The sequence below is a fragment of the Citrobacter sp. H12-3-2 genome, from assembly GCF_009649895.1.
Lineage (GTDB): Bacteria > Pseudomonadota > Gammaproteobacteria > Enterobacterales > Enterobacteriaceae > Citrobacter > Citrobacter portucalensis.
Window position 1 is genome coordinate 1,157,494 of the sequence record NZ_CP045837.1, and the last position, 24,827, is coordinate 1,182,320.

The 24,827-nt window shown below is 53.4% G+C and carries 27 protein-coding genes; 8 read left to right on the forward strand and 19 right to left on the reverse strand.

The features are described from left to right. Positions 1-350: 350 nt before the first annotated feature. The 5 genes from nrdF to GHC22_RS05550 form a co-directional block, all read right to left on the reverse strand. Positions 351-1,310 carry a class 1b ribonucleoside-diphosphate reductase subunit beta gene (gene nrdF, locus GHC22_RS05530; RefSeq protein WP_153752400.1) on the reverse strand — a complete coding sequence of 320 codons (960 nt, stop codon included), beginning with the start codon at positions 1,308-1,310 and terminating at the stop codon, positions 351-353. 10 nt (positions 1,311-1,320) lie between these two features. Further along, positions 1,321-3,465, reverse strand: coding sequence for a class 1b ribonucleoside-diphosphate reductase subunit alpha (nrdE, locus tag GHC22_RS05535; protein ID WP_153752402.1), 2,145 nt, complete (start codon positions 3,463-3,465; stop codon positions 1,321-1,323). Further along, the gene (nrdI, locus tag GHC22_RS05540) at positions 3,438-3,848 is read right to left on the reverse strand and encodes a class Ib ribonucleoside-diphosphate reductase assembly flavoprotein NrdI (RefSeq protein ID WP_003825987.1); all 411 of its coding nucleotides are present in this window, start codon (positions 3,846-3,848) and stop codon (positions 3,438-3,440) included. The genes nrdE and nrdI overlap by 28 nt, the downstream gene beginning before the upstream one ends. Then, a complete protein-coding gene (nrdH, locus tag GHC22_RS05545; protein WP_008785607.1) occupies positions 3,845-4,090 on the reverse strand; it encodes a glutaredoxin-like protein NrdH in 246 nt (81 codons plus the stop codon). Before nrdH ends, nrdI begins: the two co-directional genes overlap by 4 nt. 280 nt (positions 4,091-4,370) lie before the next feature. Next, complete coding sequence (locus GHC22_RS05550; protein ID WP_153752404.1) at positions 4,371-4,802, reverse strand: carboxymuconolactone decarboxylase family protein; 432 nt, start codon at positions 4,800-4,802, stop codon at positions 4,371-4,373. A 90-nt stretch (positions 4,803-4,892) separates the two neighbouring features. On the opposite strand from GHC22_RS05550, the gene GHC22_RS05555 reads away from it, so the two are divergent. Beyond that, positions 4,893-6,227 (forward strand): PLP-dependent aminotransferase family protein, encoded by a 1,335-nt coding sequence (locus GHC22_RS05555; RefSeq protein WP_008785606.1) that lies wholly within the window; start codon positions 4,893-4,895, stop codon positions 6,225-6,227. A 123-nt stretch (positions 6,228-6,350) separates the two neighbouring features. Then, on the forward strand, positions 6,351-6,701 hold the full coding sequence (locus GHC22_RS05560; protein ID WP_003037262.1) for a DUF2002 family protein: 351 nt from the start codon (positions 6,351-6,353) through the stop codon (positions 6,699-6,701). 36 nt (positions 6,702-6,737) lie between these two features. Here the strand turns inward: GHC22_RS05560 and alaE are convergent, their stop codons facing one another. Then, positions 6,738-7,187 carry an L-alanine exporter AlaE gene (gene alaE, locus GHC22_RS05565; RefSeq protein ID WP_003037259.1) on the reverse strand — a complete coding sequence of 150 codons (450 nt, stop codon included), beginning with the start codon at positions 7,185-7,187 and terminating at the stop codon, positions 6,738-6,740. Positions 7,188-7,744: 557 nt separating this feature from the next. Between alaE and stpA the strand changes: the two genes are divergently transcribed. Then, positions 7,745-8,146, forward strand: coding sequence for a DNA-binding protein StpA (stpA, locus tag GHC22_RS05570; RefSeq protein ID WP_008785604.1), 402 nt, complete (start codon positions 7,745-7,747; stop codon positions 8,144-8,146). 36 nt (positions 8,147-8,182) lie between these two features. On the opposite strand, the gene GHC22_RS05575 is transcribed toward stpA, so the two are convergent. From GHC22_RS05575 to GHC22_RS05585, 3 genes are all read right to left on the reverse strand, one after another. Beyond that, positions 8,183-8,362 carry a hypothetical protein gene (locus GHC22_RS05575; protein WP_003825999.1) on the reverse strand — a complete coding sequence of 60 codons (180 nt, stop codon included), beginning with the start codon at positions 8,360-8,362 and terminating at the stop codon, positions 8,183-8,185. A 90-nt stretch (positions 8,363-8,452) separates the two neighbouring features. After that, complete coding sequence (locus tag GHC22_RS05580; RefSeq protein WP_032944694.1) at positions 8,453-8,980, reverse strand: rhodanese family protein; 528 nt, start codon at positions 8,978-8,980, stop codon at positions 8,453-8,455. 9 nt (positions 8,981-8,989) lie between these two features. Next, entirely contained in the window at positions 8,990-9,289 is a 300-nt protein-coding gene (locus GHC22_RS05585; RefSeq protein ID WP_057067657.1) for a helix-turn-helix transcriptional regulator, read from the reverse strand. A 183-nt stretch (positions 9,290-9,472) separates the two neighbouring features. Between GHC22_RS05585 and GHC22_RS05590 the strand changes: the two genes are divergently transcribed. Next, positions 9,473-9,631, forward strand: coding sequence for a YqaE/Pmp3 family membrane protein (locus GHC22_RS05590; protein WP_003037242.1), 159 nt, complete (start codon positions 9,473-9,475; stop codon positions 9,629-9,631). Positions 9,632-9,726: 95 nt separating this feature from the next. Next, entirely contained in the window at positions 9,727-10,176 is a 450-nt protein-coding gene (gene lysM, locus GHC22_RS05595) for a peptidoglycan-binding protein LysM (RefSeq protein WP_003037241.1), read from the forward strand. A 12-nt stretch (positions 10,177-10,188) separates the two neighbouring features. Here lysM and csiR read toward each other — a convergent pair whose 3' ends face one another. The 7 genes from csiR to GHC22_RS05630 all read right to left on the reverse strand — a co-directional run bounded on the left by csiR (position 10,189) and on the right by GHC22_RS05630 (position 18,364). After that, positions 10,189-10,875: a DNA-binding transcriptional regulator CsiR gene (gene csiR, locus GHC22_RS05600; RefSeq protein ID WP_153752405.1), complete on the reverse strand. Its 687-nt coding sequence runs from the start codon at positions 10,873-10,875 to the stop codon at positions 10,189-10,191. A gap of 45 nt (positions 10,876-10,920) precedes the next feature. Further along, positions 10,921-12,321 carry a GABA permease gene (gene gabP / locus GHC22_RS05605; RefSeq protein ID WP_032944690.1) on the reverse strand — a complete coding sequence of 467 codons (1,401 nt, stop codon included), beginning with the start codon at positions 12,319-12,321 and terminating at the stop codon, positions 10,921-10,923. A 147-nt stretch (positions 12,322-12,468) separates the two neighbouring features. Next, positions 12,469-13,752, reverse strand: coding sequence for a 4-aminobutyrate--2-oxoglutarate transaminase (gene gabT / locus GHC22_RS05610; RefSeq protein ID WP_008785600.1), 1,284 nt, complete (start codon positions 13,750-13,752; stop codon positions 12,469-12,471). Between the two features lie 25 nt (positions 13,753-13,777). Beyond that, positions 13,778-15,226: an NADP-dependent succinate-semialdehyde dehydrogenase gene (gabD, locus tag GHC22_RS05615; RefSeq protein ID WP_153752407.1), complete on the reverse strand. Its 1,449-nt coding sequence runs from the start codon at positions 15,224-15,226 to the stop codon at positions 13,778-13,780. Positions 15,227-15,249: 23 nt separating this feature from the next. Further along, positions 15,250-16,518 carry an L-2-hydroxyglutarate oxidase gene (lhgO, locus tag GHC22_RS05620; RefSeq protein ID WP_153752409.1) on the reverse strand — a complete coding sequence of 423 codons (1,269 nt, stop codon included), beginning with the start codon at positions 16,516-16,518 and terminating at the stop codon, positions 15,250-15,252. A 17-nt stretch (positions 16,519-16,535) separates the two neighbouring features. Then, positions 16,536-17,513: a glutarate dioxygenase GlaH gene (gene glaH, locus GHC22_RS05625; protein WP_048215707.1), complete on the reverse strand. Its 978-nt coding sequence runs from the start codon at positions 17,511-17,513 to the stop codon at positions 16,536-16,538. Positions 17,514-17,761: 248 nt separating this feature from the next. Continuing rightward, positions 17,762-18,364 (reverse strand): short chain dehydrogenase, encoded by a 603-nt coding sequence (locus GHC22_RS05630; RefSeq protein WP_032944684.1) that lies wholly within the window; start codon positions 18,362-18,364, stop codon positions 17,762-17,764. A gap of 98 nt (positions 18,365-18,462) precedes the next feature. Between GHC22_RS05630 and GHC22_RS05635 the strand changes: the two genes are divergently transcribed. Then, positions 18,463-19,359, forward strand: coding sequence for a LysR family transcriptional regulator (locus GHC22_RS05635; protein WP_032944682.1), 897 nt, complete (start codon positions 18,463-18,465; stop codon positions 19,357-19,359). 91 nt (positions 19,360-19,450) lie between these two features. Here GHC22_RS05635 and GHC22_RS05640 read toward each other — a convergent pair whose 3' ends face one another. Genes GHC22_RS05640 through GHC22_RS05650 form a run of 3 tightly spaced genes read right to left on the reverse strand, consistent with a single transcriptional unit; the run spans position 19,451 to position 22,402 of the window. Further along, positions 19,451-20,965 carry a tripartite tricarboxylate transporter permease gene (locus tag GHC22_RS05640; protein ID WP_003826025.1) on the reverse strand — a complete coding sequence of 505 codons (1,515 nt, stop codon included), beginning with the start codon at positions 20,963-20,965 and terminating at the stop codon, positions 19,451-19,453. A 10-nt stretch (positions 20,966-20,975) separates the two neighbouring features. Next, positions 20,976-21,410: a tripartite tricarboxylate transporter TctB family protein gene (locus tag GHC22_RS05645; protein ID WP_095533105.1), complete on the reverse strand. Its 435-nt coding sequence runs from the start codon at positions 21,408-21,410 to the stop codon at positions 20,976-20,978. A 14-nt stretch (positions 21,411-21,424) separates the two neighbouring features. Next, positions 21,425-22,402, reverse strand: coding sequence for a tripartite tricarboxylate transporter substrate binding protein (locus tag GHC22_RS05650; RefSeq protein WP_008785593.1), 978 nt, complete (start codon positions 22,400-22,402; stop codon positions 21,425-21,427). A 153-nt stretch (positions 22,403-22,555) separates the two neighbouring features. On the opposite strand from GHC22_RS05650, the gene tctD reads away from it, so the two are divergent. After that, entirely contained in the window at positions 22,556-23,230 is a 675-nt protein-coding gene (gene tctD / locus GHC22_RS05655) for a transcriptional regulator TctD (protein WP_003826032.1), read from the forward strand. Then, positions 23,217-24,629, forward strand: a complete 1,413-nt coding sequence (locus GHC22_RS05660) for a sensor histidine kinase (RefSeq protein WP_032944678.1) — start codon at positions 23,217-23,219, stop codon at positions 24,627-24,629. The genes tctD and GHC22_RS05660 overlap by 14 nt, the downstream gene beginning before the upstream one ends. Positions 24,630-24,827: the final 198 nt, after the last annotated feature.

Here is a 24,827-nt window from a genome sequence, read left to right on the forward strand (position 1 = left end):
TAGAATGATTCCTGTTATTTGTTTATATCGATATATTACCTGATGGAAATAGTGACCTTTTTCTACCCTAACATACTGAGAATCTGAGACAACCCTGAATTTGGTTGTGGCATGAATATTGCCAAAGGCCAAGTGGCGGGACTTCCCGTGATATAAGGGCTGAGCGCGAATGTGAACGGGTTAATATTTTTTGTAAATGGCAATGAAAAATCGCCTGAATTGCTGGAATGCAGGCGAATAATGCGGCTGATATTGAGTGTAGATCACACAATTATATTTGCACGACAAAAGTGTGATCCTGTTAAAATATTTCCGCGAAAAATGTACGGTATTTCCCGTGAAAATGAGTGCTAGAAATTCCAGTCGTCATCTTCGGTTTCGACCGCTTTTCCCATCACATAAGATGAGCCGGAACCCGAGAAGAAATCGTGGTTTTCATCAGCGTTGGGCGACAGCGCGGCAAGGATTGTCGGGTTAACCTCCGCCATTTCAGGCGGAAATAGCGCCTCATATCCCAAATTCATTAATGCCTTATTGGCGTTGTAACAAAGGAAGGCTTTGACGTCATCCACCCAGCCGGTTTCTGCATACAACTCTTCCGTATAACGCGCTTCGTTATCATACAATTTCATCAGCAGGTCAAAGGCAAAATTCTTTAACTCCTCGCGTGCGGATTCGGAAATATGCTCCAGACTTTTTTGATATTTATAACCAATGTAATATCCATGAACCGCTTCATCACGAATGATCAGACGAATGAGATCAGCGGTATTGGTCAGTTTACCGCGGCTGGAGAAATACATCGGTAACCAGAAGCCAGAATAGAAGAGGAAGGATTCCAGAAACACGCTGGCTATTTTTTTCTTCAACGGTTCGTCGCTGGCGTAATGTGTCAAAACGATCTGCGCTTTGCGCTGGAGTGGGGTATTTTCTTCACTCCAGGCGTAGGCTGCATCCACGTCTTTGGTCTGGCAAAGGGTGGAGAATATTGAGCTGTATGAACGGGCGTGCACCGCCTCCATAAAGCTGATATTCGACAGCACCGCCTCTTCATGCGGCGTTAACGAATCAGCCATTAACGCTGGTGCTCCGGCAACATTCTGAATGGTGTCGAGCAGCGTCAGCCCGGTAAAAACTCGGATGGTTAACTTCTGTTCGGCAGTGTTCAACGTTTGCCAGGCCGGAATGTCATTGGAGAGCGGGACCTTTTCCGGGAGCCAGAAGTTACTGGTCAGACGGTTCCATACCTCAAGATCTTTATCATCTTCAATCTTGTTCCAGTTGATGGCGCTCACGCGGGATAATGTCATTTTCTCCTCCTTAAAGCGCGCATGACACGCAGCCTTCTATTTCGGTGCCTTCCAGCGCCAGCTGGCGTAGTCGGATGTAGTACAGGGATTTGATGCCCTTACGCCAGGCGTAAATCTGCGCTTTATTGATATCGCGCGTGGTGGCGGTATCGGGGAAAAAGAGCGTCAGTGAAAGCCCCTGATCGACATGGCGCGTTGCTTCTGCGTAGGTATCAATGATTTTTTGTGGACCAATCTCGTAGGCATCCTGATACAAGGCCAAATTCTCATTGGTCATAAACGGGGCAGGGTAGTAAACGCGCCCGGTTTTGCCCTCTTTGCGAATCTCCACTTTCGACACGATCGGGTGAATACTTGACGTGGCATGATTGATGTAGGAGATAGAACCGGTGGGGGGAACCGCCTGTAAATTCTGGTTATAAATGCCGTAGCGCATCACATCTTCACGCAGCTGTGACCACATCTCGCGCGTCGGCAGCGTAATGCCGCTGGCGGCAAACAGCGTGCGAACCTTGTCGGTTTTTGGCTGCCAGTCGCCCTGCAGATACTGGTTAAAATATTCGCCGCTGGCGTAGCGCGACTGTTTGAATCCGGCAAAGGTTTGACCGCGCTCGCGGGCGATCTTCATTGACGTATTCAGCGCATGCCAGGTGATGGTATAGAAATAGAGATTGGTAAAATCCAGCCCTTCCGGCGAACCGTAGGCGATCCCTTCCCGCGCCAGATACCCGTGCAGATTCATCTGCCCAAGACCAATCGCGTGCGACGCGCTGTTTCCGGCCTCAATCGAGGGCACGCTGCGGATATGGCTCATGTCCGAAACGGCGGTTAAGCCACGAACCGCCGTTTCCACGGTACGACCAAAATCGGGTGAATCCATGGTATGGGCAATGTTCAACGAGCCGAGATTGCAGGAAATATCGTGCCCGGTCTGCGCGTAATTGAGATTTTCATCGTAGGTGGAGGCACTGTTAACCTGCAAAATCTCCGAGCACAGGTTGCTCATATTGATCCGACCGGCAATCGGATTGGCGCGATTCACCGTATCTTCAAACATGATGTAAGGATAGCCAGACTCAAACTGGATCTCGGCCAGCCGCTGGAAGAAATCGCGGGCGTTAATGAATTTTTTGCGCACACGTTCGTCGGCAACCAGTTCGTCATAGCGTTCACTGACGGCGATATCGCCGAACGGTTTGCCGTAAATCCGTTCCACGTCATACGGTGAGAACAGCGCCATTCGGGCATTTTCTTTCGCCAGTTGAAAGGTAACATCCGGGATCACCACGCCAAGCGAGAGCGTTTTGATACGGATTTTCTCGTCGGCGTTTTCGCGCTTGGTATCGAGAAAACGTAAAATATCCGGATGGTGTGCGTGCAGGTACACTGCGCCCGCACCCTGACGCGCGCAGAGTTGATTGGCATAAGAAAACGCATCTTCCAGCATTTTCATGACCGGGATTACGCCGGAGGACTGATTCTCAATGCGCTTTATGGGCGCTCCTGCCTCGCGCAGGTTGGAGAGTAAAAATGCCACGCCGCCGCCGCGTTTGGAGAGCTGAAGTGCGGAGTTGACCGCCCGACCAATAGACTCCATGTTGTCTTCAATACGCAACAGGAAGCAGGAGACCAGCTCACCGCGTTGCTGTTTGCCGCAGTTTAAAAAGGTTGGTGTGGCGGGCTGAAAGCGCCCGGAGAGCATTTCATCGGTCAGCTGTATCGCGAGCGTTTCATCGCCCTGCGCCAGCGTGAGCGCCACCATCGTGACCCGATCCTCAAAGTCTTCGAGATAGCGCTTACCGTCGAACGTTTTCAGCGTAAAGCTGGTGTAGAACTTCCATGCGCCGAGGAACGTCTGGAAACGGAATCCGCTGGCGTGGGCGTGATCGAATAGCTTCAGCACGAACGCGCGATCGTAGCGGGCTAACACGCTGGCATCGTAATAGCCTTCATCCACCAACGTTTCCAGGCGCTCCTGCTGGCTGGCAAACGCCACCGAGTTTGGGCGGACGTGGGCGGCAAAGAAGGCCTCCACGGCCTGATGGTCTTTGTCGAACTGAATGCGCCCGGCTTTATCGTACAGATTCAGCATGGCGTTCAGGGCGTGATAATCCAGCGTTGGCTGCATTACACGTTCTGCGGTTGTCGTTGCCAAAATTCGCTCACTCCTTTTCGAACGTTGTCGATATCGCTTTGGGTGCCCATCAGCTCAAAGCGATAGAGCCACGGCACGCCGCATTTTTGTGAGATGACATCACCCGCGCGACCGTAGGCGTCACCGAAATTACGATTGCCGGAGGCGATCACTCCACGGATTAACGCCCGGTTGTGCGTATCGTTTAAAAAGCGGATCACCTGTCTTGGGACCGCGCCAGCAGTGCCGCCGCCGCCGTAGGACGGCACGATTAATATGTAAGGTTCGTCTACCCGGATCCGCTCGCGTTCGTTAAGCGGAATGCGGATGGCTGGCAGCCCCAGACGCTGCATAAAGCGGTGCGTATTTTCGGAGCTGCTGGAGAAGTAGACGAGCTGACTCATGCGCTGGCCACACGGTGTTCCGGATGCAGACGGTTGATCATGTCCGGGCGAAACCCTGACCAACTGGTTTCACCCGCGACCACGACCGGTAGCTGGCGAAACCCTTGATCGCGCAGGCTATCAGCCAAATCGGGTTGTGAATCGACGTTTACCATCTCAAAGTCAAAACCACGGCTTTCCATTGCCCGTTTGGTGGCGTGGCACTGAACACAGTTATTGCGAGTGTAAATAATAATGCGCATGATTCGTATTTCCATTTAAAAATAAAGGATCGGCGCGATAGAGGGCGTCCGGTTGTGTGTGTCCTGATAGGAGAGATACTAGATGTAGTTTTAAAAAGATTCAACCATACAAGATATGGGAATTTTAGATTGATGATGAGCGGGGTGATGAGCGTGGCGGGGGAAGTGGTATGTACCATCGCAGGTTGCCGGATGGCGACGCGTCGCGTCTAATCCGGCCTACAGGAAAATACATCCTGGGCCGGATAAGGCATTTATGCCGCCATCCGGCAGCGCAAAATCACATGCGCATCCCCACCGCCAGGCGGTTGAAGCAGTTCATCAGGCTAATGGCAAATGTCAGGTCGCTAATTTCTTTCGCGCTGAAATGGTCGAGCAGTGGCAGATAAACGTCATCTTCGGCGTGAGTAGTGGCAATCTGGGTGACCGATTCGGCCCACGCCAGCGCCGCACGTTCCTGCTCGTTGAAGTGGTGACTCACCCGCCAGCCTGCCAGTGCGTCCAGTTTGGCCTGAGCAACACCGGATTTGCGCAGTGCTTTACTGTGCATTTCCAGACAAAAGGCGCAGCCGTTGATTTGCGAGACCCGCAGGTAAATCAGTTCCGTCAACGTAGGTTCCAGCGCGCAGTTTTCCAGCGCTTGGCTTGCCTGAACCAGAGCGTTATAGATTTCGGGACTGAGTTCGTAATAGGGCTGGCGTAACATTGTCATGGTATTTCTCCTCGTTTGGATGACCCGCAATGTAGCACTATAATGGACTGCAACAGAGAGCCATATTGTTGCCAAAAAAGCAGACCATAAATGCCACGTTATCAGCAAATCGCCCGTCAGTTAAAAAACGCAATTGAGAAAGGTGAACTCAAGCCCGGTACCAGATTGCCCTCCAGCCGGACCTGGGCCCAGGAGCTGGGAGTATCACGCTCGACGGTGGAAAATGCCTATGCCGAGCTGGTGGCGCAGGGCTGGCTCGCGCGGCGTGGACAGGCAGGAACGTTTGTCAGTGAGCAACTGCGACCAGAAAGGGCGCCTGCATCGCCTGCCATCTTCGCCGGAGAAAATCCCAGACCGCAACCTTTTCAGATGGGATTACCCGCACTCGATCTTTTTCCGCGTGAAGTCTGGGCACGGGTGATGGGACGGCGTTTACGCACCCAAACGCGTTTTGATCTGGCGGTGGGCGATGTATGTGGTGAACGGGTGTTACGCCAGGCAATTGTTGATTATCTGCGCGTTTCACGCAGCATTGAATGCCAGCCAGAGCAGATTTTTATCACTTCAGGCTATGCGGCATCAATGACGTTAATCCTGCGCGCTCTGGCGCATCCCGGTGAGGGAATGTGGGTCGAAGATCCCGGTTTTCCGCTGATCCGGCCCGTGGTGGCTCAAGAACGCATTGAATTGATGCCGGTAGCGGTGGATGCCGATGGTCTGGATGTCAGCGCCGGGATCCTCGACTACCCGCAGGCGCGTTTTGTACTGCTCACTCCCGCACATCAAAGCCCTCTGGGGGTAGCACTGTCTTTGGACCGTCGCCATCAGTTGCTGGAGTGGGCGACTCGCGCGCAGGCATGGGTAATCGAAGATGACTATGACAGTGAATTTCGTTACCACGGTAAGCCGTTGCCGCCGCTAAAAAGTCTGGATGCGCCTCAGCGGGTGATTTATGCCGGAACGTTCAGCAAATCGATGTTTCCGGCTTTGCGTACGGCATGGCTGGTGGTGCCCTTAACCCAGGTTGAACGCTTTCGCCAGCAAGCGGCGCTAACGGCCTGTAGCGTCCCGGTTCTATGGCAGCAAACGCTGGCGGATTTTATGCGAGACGGCCACTTCTGGCGACACTTAAAACGTATGCGACAGCATTATGCCGAACGACGACAATGGATGGAAAACGCCCTGACCGAACAAGGATTTAGCGTCATTCCTCAGGAAGGTGGGATTCAACTGGTGATGAGTGTAGACGGAGATGATATTGCGCTGGTGCGCAAAGCGAATCAGGCCGGGTTAGCGGTTCAGGCGCTAAGCCGCTGGCGAATAACGTCAGAAGGAAAGGGGGGAATATTGCTGTCATTTACCAATATCAGCTCGGCGGAAATGGCGCAACAGGCGGCCTACCAACTGCGGTTGGCGCTGACATAAATCTGTACGGTTCTTAAGATATTCGTCTCATCGTGTTCACTCGTTTATGGACTTTTCTGAAAGCGTTGCTAATGCTGAATCAGGTAAGGTAAGCCCGCAGTAAAAGATAACGAGGAAAATAATATGTATTTACGACCTGATGAGGTGGCGCGCGTACTTGAAAAAGTGGGCTTTACCGTTGATGTAGTGACGCAGAAAACGTACGGCTATCGGCGTGGCGAAAATTATGTGTATGTTAATCGTGAAGCTCGCATGGGACGTACCGCATTAATTATCCATCCCACGTTGAAAGAGCGTAGCTCTTCGCTGGCGGAACCGGCAACTGATATTAAAACTTGCGATCATTACCAGCAATTCCCGCTGTATTTAGCCGGAGAGACTCATGAGCATTATGGTATTCCGCACGGCTTTAGCTCGCGTATTGCGCTTGAACGTTATCTGAGCGGGCTGTTTGGCGACGTTAATTCTAACTAATAACGCGACTGGCAGTGCCAGTCGCGAAGAAGCGTGTCAGGCTTTAGCCTGATGATAGCTGCTGACCTTAAACAAGCGGCGGCAATAATCAAGAAAGTAGCCATAGACAGCGCCCATCAGCATTGACACCACGATGTTCGAACTTACTGCAGCCGTAATCTGATGCCAGTCTGCGCCAACCGTCAGCAGAATAATCACATACACCGGCGACTGGAAGGTGACATAAGCCAGCACATCCGCCAGATTTTTTGCCCATCCTGCCTGCGTGGCTTTACGGGCCGCGCGCATGAACAAATCACGATACATGCCGTATGGCCACGCGATCAGTATGTTGACAGGGATAGCGACTAATCTGGAATACAGCGACTGTTCGAAGCTCATTCCAGAAAGGAATATTTCGATCAACATGTTCACGACAGAACAATAAACAACCATCGCGAACGTGTCTGCTACTGCATGACGCAAGCGTGACTGCGGAGAGAACATGTTAATGCTCCTTGTAAAAAGGGGAAAAAAGGTTTTGAATACCTTAACTGCTAGTGATTTGTCTTGCTGCTTTCGCGTTTTAATAGGATATCTGCCTGGATAATAACTAGCAACTAGCTGAAAATTTTTATTTATTGTCTTTTTGTCGATAAAATGCTCTGTAATGGTTCGTTTTTTGTTCGTTTTGGTGTTTTCGTTGCTGTGTTAATTAAAGTCTTTTTAGATCAAAGAGTTATTGTTGCTTGTTTTTCTGAATTTTTTGCGCTCCTTTTCTGAATGTTGACTGATGTGCAATAGGTATACTCGTTGGTTCCACGAGATGCTGTGGCTTGTTTCTTAAGTGACGCGCTGAGATACCTTGCAGGTATATTCAAAGCTGCAATCAGGGTAATAGAATATATTGTCTGGGCGATAGCAGAATGGATGCTATAAATATCAGAGTTGGCTATTTGTTTAATGATAAACGAATAAATTAGACTGGAAATATAATAATTGGTTGCATACAATATTTAGCGTAATACCGTTTTTATGTTTTACGTTAAAGAGGTTTTGTTAATATGAGTTCAATGTTAAAAAACTTAAATAATATCCGCTCGCTGCGTGCAATGGCTCGTGAATTTTCCGTTGATGTACTGGAAGATATGCTTGAAAAATTCAGAGTAGTGACCAAAGAACGGCGCGATGAAGAAGAACAGCTACAGCGCCAACGTGCAGAACAGCAGGCAAAAATTAATGCCTTGCTGGCGCAGATGCAGGCAGACGGGATCAGCCCGGAGGAGCTGCTGAGCATAACACCTGCGACGGCACGTTCAGTTAAAAAACGCCAACCGCGCCCGGCGAAATATCGTTTTATCGATCTCAATGGTGAAACGAAAACATGGACCGGACAAGGTCGCACACCGAAGCCAATTGCCCAGGCGCTGGCTGCCGGTAAATCTCTTGATGACTTTTTGATCTAATTGCGAAGGCGGTGAGGAGATCCTCACCGCTTATTTTCAGCAAACGCCGAAATCACCCTCTTCGGTATATCGCGTGACATCAGCTGCTTTCAGCGTGAATTTATCACCGCTTTCATTACTGGCTTGTACCGCCACAATTTGATCGTCATTGACTTCAACAACCTTCAGTTTTGGACCGCCCATACGCGGTTGAACCAGATCGCCAGGTTTAAACATATTGTTGCGCTCCTTTATTTATCATTTATCGCAGAACTCACCATAGATCACGTCAACCGGCGGGTACAGCGCTGTTTCAATGATTACCGCTTAATGAGTACGTCGGTTCCAGGGCATGATGTCCAGTAATCGCGCCATACCGCAAAAGCCGGTTACGCCAGCGAGTATCAGCCCGGCGCCCACAAAACCGCTCAGCAGGAAGAAGGCGCTGCTAACGCTATAGCCCAGAATAACGCCGAGTAGGGCAAGGCTGCCTGCGGCTATCTGCACCTGACGCATCAGCGGTAACGGTTGTGAACTGTCTTTCGCCACCGGCAACCCTGCGGCTTTCCAGCCGTCAATTCCACCTTCCAGCAACCAGACCTGCGCGGGTGCGGCGATGGCGCTCAGTTTTGTTGCCGCATTTTGTGTACGTTTGCCTGACTGGCAGTGAAAAATCACCTGCTCGGCGCGTAAATTCGCTGGCAGCGATCCCTGCTCAAGCGCGGGTAATGGCGCCAGATGTGCCTCAGGAATATGCTCGTGCAGATACTCGTCAGCATCGCGGATATCAATCAGTTTTGCACCCTGCGCGACCAGTGTCTGCGCCTCGCGTGGGGAAATCGTCCCAATAGTCATGATGGCTCCTTATGGGCAATACAGTGTTTTTAATGTGGCGATCAGCGAATTCACGGCCGTATTTTTAATGGAGTAGAGGATGCGCTGGGCATCGCGCTGGCTTTCTATCAGACCTTCTTCACGCATACGCGCCAGATGCTGGGATGTGGCGGAAGGACTAAGGCCGGTAACACGGGCTAACTCACCCGCGCTGGTACCGGGTGAACCACAGAGCATGCACAAAATCAGCAACCGTTTCGGGTTACTCATCGCTTTTAGCAGGGCGGCAGCCTGTTCAGCGCTGGCCTGGAGTTGTTCAAGTTCAGTCATATGTATTTAAGCATTATCTAAATTAAGTGTATTCTAAAATAAGTAACCAACGTACGCCAGCGTAAAGAGCGTAAAGGAGGGTAAAACAGCCGCGGAATACTGGCAGAGTTGGGTAGAATGGCTACTCTTAGAGATAAAATCTCTTTTTAAACAATGATTAATTTTTGCTTGTAGGGAGTGTGCATGGGTTTCTGGAGAATCGTTTTTACTATTATTCTGCCCCCGCTTGGCGTGCTGCTGGGGAAGGGATTCGGCTGGGCATTTATCCTCAATATCGTTCTGACGCTGCTGGGCTACATTCCTGGTTTGATCCATGCCTTCTGGATACAGACGCGTAATTAATTCCTTTCAACTACGGCGCTTTGGCGCCGTTTTCTTTGTGCCCCTTTCTCCTCTGCTACACTTTTGGGTGTTGATTGTTAATTACCGAGGTGGATATGGGACTCTTCAATTTTGTAAAAGATGCAGGTGAAAAACTGTGGGATGCGGTCACTGGAAACCATGACACAGCCGATCTGGCAAAAAAAGTGCAGGAACACCTGAACAAAACCGGCATCCCTGATGCGGATAAAGTGGACGTGCAAATTAACGAAGGCAAAGCCACTGTTTCTGGTGATGGATTAAGTCAGGAAGCAAAAGAAAAAATTCTGATCGCGATTGGTAATATCTCTGGTATCGCCAGCGTAGATGATCAGGTTAAAACCTCTGCGCCCGCGAGCGAAAGCCAGTTTTATACCGTGAAATCTGGGGATACCCTGAGCGCTATTGCCAAACAGGTTTACGGTAATGCCAACCTATATAACCAGATATTTGAAGCGAATAAACCAATGCTAAAAAGCCCGGATAAAATCTATCCTGGGCAGGTTTTACGTATTCCGGAACAGTAATGTTATTCAGGCTTATTGCGTCAGTAATTTACCGGACATAGCCTGTTGAATAATCGGAATCGGCGTCAGCAAGTGCTGGCGCATTAATTCGCTGGCGCGCGCGGCATCACGTGCCAGAATCGCTTCAATCAGCGTCTTGTGCTGATCGTGTTTGTCTTCCAGCATTTCAACCGACAGCACCGTTTTACGTAGCCAGATAAACCGGTAGCGCGCCGCCAAAGAGAACAGCCGTTCGCGCATTTGCAGCAGATATTGTGAACCACAGCCAGCGACAATCGCCGAGTGAAATGCCTGATGGCGCTGATCCCACTCGTCGAGCATCTGTTCGCTGGCATCAATGGCTTCAAGCTTACTGAGCATATGCGCGCGCGCCAGAATTTCAGCTTCCCAGGCGTCGTCGCCGCGTTCAATGGCCAGCGCGACCAGCATGGCTTCCATATTGGCGCGGGCATCGAAAATATCGAGCAGCTCCTGCTCTGACATCGGGGCGACACGATACCCTTTCTGATTAACCACTGTCACTAACCGCTCGGCAACTAACTGCGAAAGCGCTTCGCGCAGCGGTCCCACGCCTAGCTCATAGCGTGAGGTTAGCAGACTCATACGCAGTTTTTCATCAGGCTGATACACACCGCGGATGATGTCGTTCTTCAGCCAGCGGTATCCATCAATGGCCGTCGGTTGGGGAATGGCGGTCATGGTCATACTCCTGAAAGGATTTCCCGGCCTGCGCCGGGAACAGGTTTAATGCGTATTTTGCAATGGTGCTTTTTGCCACGATAGCAGTTTTTTCCAGCGTGACATAATGGGCACGGTGCAAATAATTCCTATGGCTAACAACCCGGTAGAGATAACTTCCAGCTGTTGGGCCGGGCGAAACAGCATGACCACCAGCACAAAGATAATAAACGCGATGACCAGCCAGGTAAGCCACGGATAGAGCCACATTTTCAGTTTAATTTCACCGCCTCGCGCCAGCAGGATTTTGCGCATCCGCAGTTGAGAAACGGCAATGACCAGATACACCAGCAGCGCGATGGCACCGGAGCTGTCGATCAGGAATTTAAACACCTTGGCCGGGGCGTAATAGTTGACGATGACGGTGAGGAACGCAGCACCTGTCGACAGTAATACCGCTACATAAGGTGTTTTGCTGCGGTTCGTTTTACCCATAAAGGCGGGGGCATCGCCACGGCGGCTCAGGGAGTAGAGCATACGCGATGACGTATACAGTGCGGAGTTAAGACAGCTGGTCACTGACAGTAAAATGACGCAGTCCATGATCAATTTCGCGTGCGGGATATGCAGTAGCTCCAGCACCGAGCGATAAGAACCGACTTCTTTCAGGCCCGGCATGTTCCACGGGATCAGCGCCACCACCACAAAAATAGAGCACAGATAGAAGATAGAGATACGCCAGATAACCGAGTTGGTGGCGCGAACGATATGTTTATCCGGGGTATCGGATTCGGCGGCGGCGATGGTAACTATCTCTGCGCCCATAAAGGAGAACATGGTGATTAACATCGCGCTGATCACGGCGCCAAAACCGTTGGGCATAAAGCCGCCCTGATCCCACAGGCGTGAAACTCCGCTAACCTCGGCATAAGGGTAGAAACCGCTAATCGCCGCCGCACCGAGGGTAATAAACGCCAGAATGGCAACCACTTTGCACAGCGCCAGCCAGAACTCGAACTCACCGTAATTTTTGACGCTCAGCAAATTACTGCCGGTTAACGCCAGCGTGATAACCAGAGAAAACAGCCAGATAGGAATACCTGGTACCCAGGAGTGCAGAATGATGGCGGCGATATTCGCTTCCAGAGGGATAACTAACACCCAGAACCACCAGTACAGCCAGCCGATGGTATAACCTGCCCACGGGCCAATGGCCTTATCGGCGTAAGTGGAAAAAGAACCGGTATCCGGGGTGGCAACGGCCATTTCGGCCAGCATGCGCATAATCATCACCACCAGCAATCCGGCGAACAGATAGGCTAATAATACTGCGGGACCGGCTTCTGCAATCGCCACACTTGAACCGACGAACAGACTTGCGCCGATTACCCCGGCAATAGACAGCATGGTGACGTGGCGTGATTTCAGCCCGCCCCCTAAATCATGTGATTGTGACACTTGCCCCATCTTTAAACCTCGTTATTGTTATTGACGTCGCTTCCTGCACCTTACCCGTAGGCCCGGTAAGCGTAGCGCCACCGGGCATCACAACATTGCCGGATGGCAGCGCTTGCGCTTTATCCGGCCTACAATTTCCCGTTTTTATTCGGGGGTTTAACCTTGCTTTGCCTCGGCAAAACATTGGGCGATAATGTCCAGCCCCTGGCGGATTTGCGCATCTTCAATAGTCAGCGGGACAAGAATGCGCAGCACGTTGTAGTAAGGTCCGCAGGAAAGCAGGATCAGTCCTTTCTCGCGTGCACGCGCCACCACTTCCGCAGTCAGTTTGGCGTCTGGTTTCGTGTGGTCGCCGTTTTCGAACAGTTCGATAGCAATCATCGCGCCCAGCCCGCGTACGTCGCCAATCTCGCGATGGGTTTCCGCGATAGCCAGCAGGCCTTCGCGCAGGGTTTGTCCCAGCTCGTTGGCTTTTTGCAACAGATTTTCCTGCTCGAAAATGTTCAGTACCGCCAGCGCGGCGGCGCAGGCAATTGGGTTACCGGCATAGGTACCGCCAAGACCGCCCGGTGGGATTGCGTCCATGACTTCGGCGCGTCCGGTCACGCCCGCCAGCGGGAAGCCTCCGGCGATGGATTTGGCGAAGGTGGTGAGATCGGGCGCAACGCCCATCTGCTCCATGGCAAACAGCGTACCGGTACGGCCCGCACCGCTCTGTACTTCATCGGCAATCAGCATGATCCCGTGTTCGTCACAAATGGCGCGCAGTCGTTGCATAAAGGAAGGAGATGCCGCGTAAAAGCCGCCTTCACCCTGAACCGGTTCAATCACGATGGCGGCGACGTCTTCTGGCGCGGCATCGTTTTTGAAAATGCGGTGAATGCTGGCGATAGCATCATCTTCACTGATGCCGTGCAGCGGGCAAGGATAAAGCGCGCGATACACGTGGCCTGGCATCAGCCCCATTCCGGCGGAGTACGGATTGACTTTCCCGGTCAGTGACAGGGTGTAGTGGGTACGACCGTGGTAAGCGCCGCTAAAGGCGATAGTCCCCGTACGCTTGGTGGCGGCGCGGGCGATTTTCACCGCGTTTTCTACCGCTTCAGAACCGGTGGTCACCAGCAGGGTTTTCTTGGCGAAATCACCCGGCACTTTCTTGTTCATGATTTCACACAGCTCCAGGTACGGCTCATAGGCCAGCACCTGGAAACAGGTATGAGACAGCTTTTTCAACTGCGCTTCTACCGCAGAGACGATCTGCGGGTGCAGGTGACCGGTGTTCAGCACCGCAATACCGCCAGCAAAGTCGAGGAATTCACGGCCTTCAACGTCCCAGACCCGACAGTTTTCTGCCCGCTCGGCAAAAATAGGGTGGATCTGTCCTACGCCACGGGGAACGGCGTTGCTGCGACGTTGCATGAGTTCTTTGTTGGTGCTCATCAGGTGTTCTCCAGTATTTGTTTTATTAAAGGCCGATGCACATATATTTGATTTCTAAGTAGTCTTCGATGCCGTATTTCGATCCTTCACGGCCAAGACCGGAGGCTTTTATCCCCCCAAACGGGGCGACTTCGTTGGAGATAATGCCGGTGTTAATCCCGACGATGCCGTACTCCAGCGCTTCGCCAACGCGGAAGACGCGGCTTAAATCACGGGCGTAGAAATAGGCGGCCAGACCAAACTCGGTGTCGTTGGCCTGAGCGATGACGTCAGCTTCGTCTTTAAAACGAAACAGCGGAGCCAGCGGGCCGAAGGTTTCTTCTTTGGCGACCTTCGCGTTATCAGGCACATCTACCAGAATGGTGGGCTGGAAGAAGTTACCGCCGAGCGCATGAGGTTTACCGCCCGCGATAATGCGTGCGCCTTTATCCAGAGCGTCGGCGATGTGTTCCTGCACTTTGGCAACCGCTTTCTCGTCGATCAGCGGCCCGGTGGTGACGTCAGGTTGCAGACCATCGCCGAGATGCAGCTTGCTTACCGCCTGCTGGAGTTTTTCGGCAAAACGCTCATACACGCCGTCCTGCACGTACAGGCGATTGGCGCAGACGCAGGTTTGCCCGGCGTTACGGAACTTCGATGCCAGCGCACCTTCCACGGCTTTATCGAGATCGGCATCGTCAAAGACGATAAATGGCGCATTGCCGCCCAGCTCCAGCGATACCTTTTTGATGTCTTTGGCGCACTGCTGCATTAACTGACGGCCGATTTCGGTCGAGCCGGTAAATGACAGCTTGCGTACCAGCGGGTTGCCTGTTAGCTCGTTGCCGACCGCGCTCGCAGAACCAGTCACCACGCTGAAAACGCCAGCCGGGATCCCGGCGCGATTAGCCAGTTCCGCCAGCGCCAGTGCGGAGTAAGGGGTCTGGCTGGCGGGTTTAAGCACCATCGTACAGCCTGCTGCCAGCGCCGGACCGGCTTTACGGGTGATCATCGCTGAGGGGAAGTTCCACGGCGTAATCGCGGCGGTAACGCCGATCGGCTGCTTAATGACGATCAGACGCTTATCGGCCTGATGGCCAGGGAGCGTATCGCCATAGATGCGTTTGCCCTCTTCGGCAAACCACTCAATAAATGAGGCGGCATAGGTGATTTCGCCTTTGGCCTCCGCCAGCGGTTTACCCTGTTCCAGGGTCATCAGGCGGGAGAGATCGTCCTGATGCTCAATCATCAGGTTGAACCAGCGGCGCAGGATATTGGCTCGCTCTTTGGCGGTCAGCGCACGCCAGGCCGGCAGGGCGCGGTTAGCGGCGTTAATCGCTTCGCGGGTTTCATCTGCCCCCATTTTAGGTACGCTACCCAATTGCTGACCGTTGGCGGGATTGGTCACCGCGATGGTCTCGCCGCTGTTGGCGTCACGCCAGTTGCCGTCGATCAGTGCCTGCTGGCGAAATAAGGTTGGATCGTTAAGTTGCATGATTGCTTCCTGTCTTAATCGGTTTAACGGGTAAATGCGGCGTGTAATGTCTCCACGCTACGTGCCGCACGCAGCGTGCGTCCGGGGTTACTCTGGTTCTCCAGCAGCGCATGAACTTTGCTGACAATATGTGCGCCGATAGGGATCGCCGACGTTGCTGCCGGAGAAGGGGCGTTACAGGTGTGAATTGAGCGTGGCGTGGTGACAAACAGAAAATCGTCGATAAGCTTGCCATCAGGTGATACCGCCTGTGCCCGTACGCCCGCAGGCCACGGCTGCAGATCCTTAAGCGTCAGGCTCGGGCAGTACTTTTGTACCAGCCGCAGATAACCGCTTTTGCACAGCGAATTCTTCATTTCGCCAAGCCCTGAGCGTAGGTTGTTTTGCAGCACGCGGCGAATACCAGAAGAGCCGAGGATCTCCAGCGTATCGCTGAGCGAGAAGTCACGTTTACGGTAGCCTTCACGTTTAAATGCCAGTACCGCGTTGGGGCCGACGGTGACGCTGCCGTCAATCATCCGGGTCAGATGAACGCCGAGAAACGGCATCGCCGGGTCGGGGATGGGGTAGATCAAATGGTTAACTATCTGATTATGTTCTGGCGCCAGGCGGAAATATTCGCCCCGGAACGGACAGATGATGAAGCCAGGTTCAACGCCGAGCATTTTTACCAGTCGGTCCGCCATCAGGCCAGAACAGCTAATCAGCGTCGCGCCTTCATATTCCTGGCCCTGACGGGTACGGACAATCACGCCCGCAGCATGCTCTTTCAGCGCGCTGACCTCGGCGTTGTAAATAATCTCACCGCCTTTAGCCTGGAAAATCTTCGCCATCGCGGCGGTGACTTCGCGATAGCTGACAATCCCGCTCGACGGGACAAAAATGCCGCCCAGTCCGGTGATATTGGGTTCACGCTCGCGAAGTTCCTGCGCATTCAGCCATTCGCGCTCCAGACCGTTAGCGGCGGTGCGATCCCAAAGCGCGCGCATGCGCTCCATTTCCAGAGCGGAGGTGGCAACCAGCATTTTTCCGCAGACGTCGTAGCGGATGCCGTTTTGGTCGCAAAAGGCTTTTGTGGCGCGATTTCCGGCCAGGCAAAATTGTGCCTTCAGGCTGCCGGGGGTGTAATAGACCCCGGCATGAATGACGCCGCTGTTGTGGCCCGTCTGGTGGCAGGCCGGGCTGGACTCTTTTTCCAGTAGCGCGATTTTGGCGTCCGGATAGATATCAATCAGCTGCATGGCGGTCGACATGCCGATAATGCCGCCGCCAATAATCACAAAATCATACATCCGCTTTTCCTTCGCGCTTACTGATGGGTCTGGTAGTGGTTGGTCGCGTACGCAAAATAACCACGCTGGCGCATCAGTTCGCGGCGCAAGTCCGGATGCGAAGTGAAACGATCGCGCCCGTGCAGCCAGAACAGGTTGTTGATCAGCAGGAATTTACCTACTGAAACCGGAACGGAAATAATGTTCTTGCTGGTTTCCAGCGCATCGGACAGGTCGCTCAGCCAGACGCCTTCTTCATAGTCTTTTGGCTGGACGAACTGGTCGATGTAGCGCATTACCGGGCGGCCCTGCTGGTCAACGTCAAATACCGGATGGAACACTTCCTGACTGACGTTTTTGCTTGGCGGTGCGGCAAAGCGCATGGCGCGACGTGCCAGAGGATGGGTAAAGTACTGCTCCAGATGCTCCCAGTCGTCGAGGTGCAGCAGCAGCGAGTTACCGCCGGTCATGTTCTGCTCGTCGATCTTCATCATCAGCACGTAATCGGTGATTTCTTCGAGGTAGGTTCCGTCGTTGTGCAATTCCATTACTCGGTGAGGCTGGCGCAGATAGCTGTCTGAGTTATCGACGTTTTTCACCACAAAACGTGCGTAATATTGACCGCTCATCGCATCAAAATTAGAGCGTCCGATGAGGTGCGCTACCGCCGTTGCCAGCTTGACCATCTCTTCCGCCTGCGCCACGTCGTCTACGCCAACGGCATTGATTAGCAGTGCGCCTTCGGCACGATCGAGCAGGGTTTTCAGCAGCAGGGGCTGTAACTGATTGCCGCACAGGTCGTCGAGGATCTTGCCCACTTTGAAGCGCAAGAAGGATTTGTATTCCAGCGCCTGAACCGGCCACTGCGCGACGGCCTGCAGAAATTGCTCAGTGGTCTCAGCAGAAAAAGTCAGCTCCAGCAGGCGTGGGGATTGGGCTGACGGTTTCAGCGTGAAACCGCTGTAGTGCTGGGCTGGATCTTCAGCGTTCGGTTTTACGGCAGTCAGTGCGTTCATCAAATCGTTCCTCTCAGTAGATTGTCAGGGAGATATGGCGCAGCTCGTTTCGTAGCCATAAATTAAAAATATCTACATTTTTGAAAAACGCGCACAGAATGAGCTTGTTTGTTTATTATTTGTGATCAAAAACAACAAATATTTAACATTATGAAGGGTGTGGGTTAATGCGAGGGAAAAGATAAAGTATTTTAAAACAGTGGGTTAATCACGCTGCCGTTGGTGATGTGTCAGCGGCAGCGGCAAAGTCAGTAACCAACTTTATAAATACGCCCGGTTTGGATGCCTTCCACACTGCGGCGGTAGGCGTTGGCGACGGCGGTGGCGGGCACGCTTTCAAAGCCCGGGAAGAAACTGTCGTAAGCTTCGGCGGACTCACTCAGCACGGTCGGACTTATCAGGTTAATGCGTTGACCATGGCCTAGTTCACAGGCCGCGGCGCGAACAAACCCTTCCAGCCCGGCATTGATCGTTGCGGCGTTTGTCCCCTGGGCGATGGGCTCGTGGGCGATAATGCCGCTAATTAACGTTATCGATCCGCCATCATTCAGGAAATGCTGCCCGGTTAATGCCAGGCGTATCTGGCCTAATAGTTTATCCTGAAGCCCCTGATTAAAGTCCTGGTCGGTCATTGTCGACAGCGGCCCAAAGAACAGATTACCGGTGGCGGAAACGATCGCATCTACCCGACCGACTTTTTCAAACAAGGCCTTGACACTCTCCTGCGAGGTGATATCGACCTGGTAATCACCCTGAGTGCGACCCACGCGGACCACCTCATGTTTACGGCTCAATGCTTGCGTAACTGCGCGACCCACTGTACCACTGGCACCAATAATGACGATTTTCATAACCACCTCCGCAATAGTGTGAGCCGCTATTCTTTAATGAAAATGAAATCAGATAAACTGGCTAAAAGTTAGATGATTACTAACCAGGGGTTTGTAATATGGATAAACTGCGCGGCATGGAAACGTTTGTCGCCGTGGTGGAGAGTGGGAGCTTTACTTCTGCGGCGACGAGGCTCGAGATGTCTGCGGTGATGGTGGGAAAATATATCACCCAACTGGAAGCGCAGCTCGGCACGCGTTTGCTGGAGCGCAATACGCGCCGCCAGAGTCTGACCGATGCCGGACGCGTCTATTTTGAAGAAGCCCGTCGCGTGCTGGAGCAGGTATCGATAGCCGAACGTTCGGTAGAGCGTCTGCGGCTGGCACCTGCGGGGACGCTGCGCATTAGCGCGCCCACTTCTTTTGGCGCTTGCGTGATCTCGCCGCTGGCCGCTGCGTTTTTACAGACCTGGCCAGAGGTGCGTATTGAACTGGATCTCACCAACCGGATGGTTGATCTGGTGAATGAAGGTGTCGATCTGGCGATCCGCATTGGCGATATCCATCAGACTGACGTGGTGGCGAAATACCTGTGTCCCTACCGTATGGCAATTTGTGCTTCGCCAGATTATCTTGCTCGTCATGGCACCCCCCGGACGCCCGCGGATCTGGTGGATCATCTGTGCCTGTCCCATACCGTGTGGACGGCTCGCAACGAGTGGATACTGCCTGGCGTGACGGGGGAGGTCAGATGGAAGCGCGATGCGATCCTGCGCTGTAACGATGGTCATGGCCTGCGTATGGCGGCAGTAGCGGGGGCTGGGCTGTTATTACAACCTGAGGTGCTGCTGGCGCAAGAACTGGCTACGGGGAAATTGATTCGGATCCTGGAAGGGTTTACGCCGCAGCCGCGGCCAATTCATTTGCTGTGGCGACAGGATTTGCGTCCTTTGCCTAAGCTGACACGGTTTGTTGAACATGTGCTGGAAGGAACGCAGGGGCTGCGCGGAAAATAAAAATGCCGGATGGCGTTGCACTTATCCGGCCTACAACCGAGCCAAATTGTAGGCCGGATAGGGCGCAATAGCGCCGCCATCCGGCATATTATTAACCGATATCCACCTGCGGTTTGCTGTTGCGTTTACGGATCATGCGCAGCACCGGCGGGACCACGATAACCAGTACCGCCATCACCAGCAGCACTTTCGCCACGCCGCTGGCCCACAGAATATCCATACTGCCGTTACTGATAGACAACGCCCGGCGCAGGTTCTGCTCCAGCATTTCCCCGAGAACGAAGCCCAGAATCAATGGCGACATTGGGAAGTGCATTTTACGCAGGATGTAGCCCAGCACGCCGAGGGCGACCATCAATACCAAATCGAAGGTGGTGCTGTGAACGGCGTACACGCCAACCGCGGAAACTGCCGCGATAGCCGGTACCAAAAACCACAGCGGGATGGTCAGCATGCGGGTAAACAGACCGATCAGCGGAATGTTCATCACCAGCAGCATTACGTTAGCAATCAGCAGCGCCGCAATCAGCCCCCAAACGATATCCGGCTGCTCGGTAAACATGGCTGGCCCCGGGGTGATGTTGTACAGCGTCAGCGCGCCCATCATCACCGCCGTGGTACCGGAGCCCGGCACGCCGAGCGTCAGCATCGGAATAAAAGAGCCGCAGGCCGAGGCGTTATTGGCGGCTTCTGGCGCCGCTACGCCACGAATATCCCCCTTGCCAAAGCTGTCGCTGTTGCCGCTGAGCTTTTTCTCGGTCATGTAGGTGATGGCACTGGCAATGGTGGCGCCAGCGCCAGGCAGAACGCCGACGAAAAAGCCAATCACTGATGAACGCAGGGTGGCCCCTACGCACTGTGCACCTTCTTTGGCGTTGAACAACATGCGGCCCGTTTTACGCACCAGCGTCTGGCCACTGCTGGTATGTTCCAGCATTAACAATATTTCAGAGACAGAGAACAGCCCAATCACCACCACGATAAACTGCACACCGTCAGAGAGATGGACACTGTCAAAAGTAAAGCGATAAACCCCGGTGTTGGCGTCTACGCCGACGGTCGCAAGTCCGAGACCGATAAGCGCTGCCAGAAATGATTTCAGCGGATTTTGCGCCATCATGCTGCCGAGACAGGCAATGGCGAAAACCATTAAGGCAAAGTATTCCGCCGGACCGAAGGCCAGCGACCATTGGGCTAACGCCGGGGCAAACAGAATGATGCCCCCGATGGCGATAAGCGAACCAAAGAAAGAGCTGACCGCCGAGATAGAGAGCGCCACGCCGCCGCGTCCTTGCTGCGCCATCGGGTAACCATCCAGCGCGGTCATAATCGCCGCCGCATCGCCAGGAACATTCAGCAGGATGGAGGAGATGCGCCCGCCATATTCACAGCCAATGTAGACCGTAGCCAGCAGGATCAGCGCGGATTCTGCGGGCAGATGCAGCGCAAAGGCCAACGGCAGCAGAATCGCCACGCCGTTGATCGGCCCAAGGCCAGGCAACAAACCCACAATGGTGCCGACAAAACAGCCTATCAAGGCGATGACCAGGTTTTCCGGCGTCATTGCCACCGCGAAACCCTGAGAAAGATAAATCCAGGTATCCATCGTTTCTCCGTTAACCCAGCCAGGCGCCGAGTGGTAAGGTGACGTCAAGCAGTCGGTCGAAGGCAAACCACAGCAGAATGCCTAGCACCGCGCCGGAAATTCCTGCAGCCGGGATGGTTGCGCCGAACAGCATGCCAATCACCACGGTGAGAATGGCGGTGGCGATGGGAAAACCGAGCCACTCAAAACCCCAGGCGTACATCAACAGAACAATCACCATCGTCAGCAGCTTTTGCAGCACGTGGCGACGGGGCCAACTGATGGTGTCCGGATGGCGCAACAGCAGCGCCACGGCGCAGACCAGCATCAGACTGATAATGCCAAGCGGGAAGGGACGCGGGCCAACCGGCTCATAGCTGTATTCGCTGCTGATTTGCCAGGCTACGAACAGCCCGGCTATGCAGAGCAACAGCCAGATACCTGCGAAAATACGATCGCTCATCATCTTTGCCTCTGCGTTTACTTCGCCAGACCGAAGGCTTTCGCCTGCTCACGATAATCCGTGACCTGCTTTTTCACGTAGTCGTCGAGCTGTTTGCCGCTCATGTTGAACTCAAACAGACCGCGCAGATCGCGCTGCTTTTTAAACTCATCGGTCTGCTGGAGTTTGTTAAAGGCATCAACCCACCACTGGTATTCGGCATCGCTGACTTTTGGTCCAACGTAGAAGCCACGAATGATCGGCCACACCAGGTCATAACCCTGCTCTTTAGCGGTTGGTACGTTGGCTAACTGGCCCGGCAGGCGTTCATCAGAGAACACTGCGAGCACGCGGATTTTGTCGCCGCTGAGGTAAGGCACCATCTCACTGAGATCGCCGGAAACCACCTGTACGTGATTTCCCATCAATGCGGTAACCGGTTCGCCACCGCCTTCAAAGGCCACGTAGCGCATCTTGTGCGGATCGACATTGGCTTTTTGCGCCAGCAACGCCGACTTCATCCAGTCCTGGCTACCGATAGAGGCGCCAGCACCAATGACCACGCTGTTGGGATCTTTTTCCATGGCTGTCAGCAGATCTTTCAGCGTCTTCCATGGCGCGTCCTGACGTACGGCAATCATGCCGTAATCGGTACCCACACTGGCCAGCCAGCGGACATCATCCACGCCGTAGCGACCAAACTTGCCCTGTGACAGATTCAGCAAGGAGCCGCCGGAGAAGGCCACCACGGTGCCTGCTTCAGCCGGGCGTTGGGCAACAATCGCGTTATAGGCCACAGCGCCAACGCCGCCGGGCATGTAGGTCACGCGCATCGGTTTTTCGATAGCGCCGGTTTCCATCAAACTCACCTGAATCAGCTTACAGGTGAGATCGAAACCACCGCCGGGTTTAGCAGGGGCGATACATTCAGTGCGCGACGGCGCTTGTTCCGCCAGTACAGAGGTACTCATCAGTAAAATGCTTGCAGTAAGGGTACGAAATAGCTGTTTTTTCATTGTTTATCCTCACACCGGAAAACCGGATTTTCAGGTACGGAAGAAGATTTTTGTGATTATGTGAGCCGATGTGTAGCAGTTCGGTTGCGTGATTGTTAAAACATTAACCTTTCAATTCCCTTTCAATGCGGCAGAAACTTTACAGGATGTGATATGCGTCTCTTATTAGCGGAAGATAACCGTGAGTTAGCTCACTGGCTGGAGAAAGCGCTGGTGCAAAACGGTTTTGCCGTTGACTGCGTGTTTGATGGCCTGGCAGCCGACCATCTTTTACATAGCGAAACGTATGCGCTGGCGGTGCTGGACATCAATATGCCCGGTCTGGATGGCCTGGAAGTCGTTCAGCGGCTGCGCAAGCGCGGGCAGACGCTTCCTGTCCTGCTGCTGACGGCGCGTAGCGCGGTGGCCGATAGGGTGAAAGGGTTGAACGTCGGAGCCGATGATTATCTGGCAAAGCCGTTTGAAATCGAGGAACTGGATGCCCGGCTGCGGGCCTTGCTGCGTCGCAGTGCGGGACAGGTGCAAGGCATACAGCAACTGGGGGAGCTGGCGTTTCACGATGAAGGCTATTTTCTGTTGCAGGGGCAGCCGTTGGCGCTCACGCCACGTGAACAGGCGCTGTTAACGGTGCTGATGTACCGTCGGTTGCGACCGGTTTCACGTCAGCAGTTGTTTGAGCAGGTCTTCAGCCTGAGTGATGAGGTTAGTCCTGAAAGCATTGAGCTGTATATCCATCGCTTACGTAAAAAGCTACAGGGAAGCGATGTGCGTATTGCTACGCTGCGTGGTCTGGGCTATGTGCTGGAGCGTAGCGATGAAGTGGGTTAAACCCCAATCGTTGTACCTGCAACTGCTGATGTTTCTGGGCCTGCCGCTAATGTTGCTGTGGGGCCTGTCGGCATTTAACAGCTATGTCAGTGCGCTACAGGCGGCGACCCAGGCGTATGACCGGACACTACTCTCATCCGCCAGGACCGTCTCCGAGCGGCTGGTGGTGCGCAATAAACAGCTGGAAGTGAACGTGCCATGGGTGGTGCTGGACAGCTTTGAACTGAATATGAACGACCGACTGTATTACAAAGTGGTTGATCCGGCGGGGAAGGTTATCTCTGGTTATGACGATTTACCGGCGATGCCGCCTGCCACCTCGCGCACGCGTCTTTACCCGGCGCTGGCATGGTTTTATCACACCGAATATCGCGGTGAGGCAATCCGCGTGGCACGTCTTCTGCAGCCCGTCAATGAAGGCGGTATTGTCGGCATGGCGGAGATTTATGTTGCCGAAACGCTGCAATCGCGGCGTTATCTGGCGCGACAGCTGCTGTTTTCCTCGTGGGTTTCGCAAGGGCTGCTGGTACTACTGACTCTGGTGCTGGTTGGCTGGCTGCTGCGCCGGGTGCTACGCCCGATGCGCCAGCTGTCATCGCTGATGGTGCGTCGTGAGCCAGGCCTGCTGACGCCGCTGCCGGAGCTGCTGCCATGGTCGGAAACCCGTCTGCTGATTGTGGCTTTCAACCGTTATCTGGACCGACTTCGCGGTCTGATCTCTCGTCAGGAGCGCTTCAGCGCGGATGCTTCCCATCAGCTCAAAACGCCGTTGGCGGTACTGAAAACTCAGGCATCGGTGGCTCTCGCCAGCGCCGAACCGCGGCAATGGTATGAGAGTTTACAAGCCATGAGTAGCACACTCGATAATACCATTCAACTGACGGAGAGGCTGTTGCAGTTGTCTGCGGTGAAGCGTAAGGAGCAGGGGGAAAGGCATTTCTCGCCGGTTAATCTGTATGAGGTGGTGCAAACCAGCTGTTTTACCCGACTGGCGCAGTCGCGTAGTAAAGGGATCGATCTGGGCTATGAAGGGGAACAGGACGCGGTGTGGGTCGAGGGAGATGAAGTGCTGCTTGGCGAGCTGTGTGGGAATCTGCTGGATAACGCACTGAAATACACGCCGTCGCAGGGGATGGTGACCGCCCGACTTCAACGAGAAGGAGAGGCCGTGGTGCTGGTGGTCGAAGATAGCGGGCCGGGCATAGATGAGCAGATGGTTCATCAGGCTCTGCTACCGTTTCATCGTCTCGATAACGTAGGCAATGTCCCAGGCGCCGGGATCGGCCTGGCGCTGGTCAATGATATTGCTCGTCTGCATCGCACGCATCCTCAGCTAACGCGTAGTGAGACATTAGGTGGGCTGAGGGTTCGGGTACGCTTTTTAAGCGTTACCGTATGAGATATTCATGGTTATGATATTTGTTGTTTAATTATAATAAAAAGTAATTAATTGTATTGCTAATATCATTTGAAATGTTGTCGTAAGGCAGCTGTTTTTTATTTTAATTACGGTATTAAACAGCAACTCTAAGGTGATTCAACGTCACTGAAACAATACTTTTGTGCAATTTATCATACATAAAACACTTTTTCATAG

Excerpts from the sequence above, each read along its gene's own strand:
- stpA (WP_008785604.1), top strand. The coding sequence starts at position 7,745 with ATGAGTTCAATGTTAAAAAACTTAAATAATATCCGCTCGCTGCGTGCA.
- GHC22_RS05585 (WP_057067657.1), bottom strand. The coding sequence starts at position 9,289 with ATGACTGAACTTGAACAACTCCAGGCCAGCGCTGAACAGGCTGCCGCC.
- GHC22_RS05580 (WP_032944694.1), bottom strand. The coding sequence starts at position 8,980 with ATGACTATTGGGACGATTTCCCCACGCGAGGCGCAGACACTGGTCGCG.
- nrdI (WP_003825987.1), bottom strand. The coding sequence starts at position 3,848 with ATGAGTCAGCTCGTCTACTTCTCCAGCAGCTCCGAAAATACGCACCGC.
- tctD (WP_003826032.1), top strand. The coding sequence starts at position 22,556 with ATGCGTCTCTTATTAGCGGAAGATAACCGTGAGTTAGCTCACTGGCTG.
- nrdF (WP_153752400.1), bottom strand. The coding sequence starts at position 1,310 with ATGACATTATCCCGCGTGAGCGCCATCAACTGGAACAAGATTGAAGAT.
- GHC22_RS05640 (WP_003826025.1), bottom strand. The coding sequence starts at position 20,965 with ATGGATACCTGGATTTATCTTTCTCAGGGTTTCGCGGTGGCAATGACG.
- glaH (WP_048215707.1), bottom strand. The coding sequence starts at position 17,513 with ATGAACGCACTGACTGCCGTAAAACCGAACGCTGAAGATCCAGCCCAG.
- lysM (WP_003037241.1), top strand. The coding sequence starts at position 9,727 with ATGGGACTCTTCAATTTTGTAAAAGATGCAGGTGAAAAACTGTGGGAT.
- GHC22_RS05660 (WP_032944678.1), top strand. The coding sequence starts at position 23,217 with ATGAAGTGGGTTAAACCCCAATCGTTGTACCTGCAACTGCTGATGTTT.
- GHC22_RS05575 (WP_003825999.1), bottom strand. The coding sequence starts at position 8,362 with ATGTTTAAACCTGGCGATCTGGTTCAACCGCGTATGGGCGGTCCAAAA.
- GHC22_RS05645 (WP_095533105.1), bottom strand. The coding sequence starts at position 21,410 with ATGATGAGCGATCGTATTTTCGCAGGTATCTGGCTGTTGCTCTGCATA.
- gabD (WP_153752407.1), bottom strand. The coding sequence starts at position 15,226 with ATGCAACTTAACGATCCAACCTTATTTCGCCAGCAGGCACTGATCGAC.
- gabT (WP_008785600.1), bottom strand. The coding sequence starts at position 13,752 with ATGAGCACCAACAAAGAACTCATGCAACGTCGCAGCAACGCCGTTCCC.
- alaE (WP_003037259.1), bottom strand. The coding sequence starts at position 7,187 with ATGTTCTCTCCGCAGTCACGCTTGCGTCATGCAGTAGCAGACACGTTC.
- GHC22_RS05550 (WP_153752404.1), bottom strand. The coding sequence starts at position 4,802 with ATGACAATGTTACGCCAGCCCTATTACGAACTCAGTCCCGAAATCTAT.
- GHC22_RS05650 (WP_008785593.1), bottom strand. The coding sequence starts at position 22,402 with ATGAAAAAACAGCTATTTCGTACCCTTACTGCAAGCATTTTACTGATG.
- GHC22_RS05560 (WP_003037262.1), top strand. The coding sequence starts at position 6,351 with ATGTATTTACGACCTGATGAGGTGGCGCGCGTACTTGAAAAAGTGGGC.
- nrdH (WP_008785607.1), bottom strand. The coding sequence starts at position 4,090 with ATGCGCATTATTATTTACACTCGCAATAACTGTGTTCAGTGCCACGCC.
- GHC22_RS05635 (WP_032944682.1), top strand. The coding sequence starts at position 18,463 with ATGGATAAACTGCGCGGCATGGAAACGTTTGTCGCCGTGGTGGAGAGT.
- csiR (WP_153752405.1), bottom strand. The coding sequence starts at position 10,875 with ATGACCGCCATTCCCCAACCGACGGCCATTGATGGATACCGCTGGCTG.
- GHC22_RS05590 (WP_003037242.1), top strand. The coding sequence starts at position 9,473 with ATGGGTTTCTGGAGAATCGTTTTTACTATTATTCTGCCCCCGCTTGGC.
- gabP (WP_032944690.1), bottom strand. The coding sequence starts at position 12,321 with ATGGGGCAAGTGTCACAATCACATGATTTAGGGGGCGGGCTGAAATCA.
- lhgO (WP_153752409.1), bottom strand. The coding sequence starts at position 16,518 with ATGTATGATTTTGTGATTATTGGCGGCGGCATTATCGGCATGTCGACC.
- GHC22_RS05555 (WP_008785606.1), top strand. The coding sequence starts at position 4,893 with ATGCCACGTTATCAGCAAATCGCCCGTCAGTTAAAAAACGCAATTGAG.
- GHC22_RS05630 (WP_032944684.1), bottom strand. The coding sequence starts at position 18,364 with ATGAAAATCGTCATTATTGGTGCCAGTGGTACAGTGGGTCGCGCAGTT.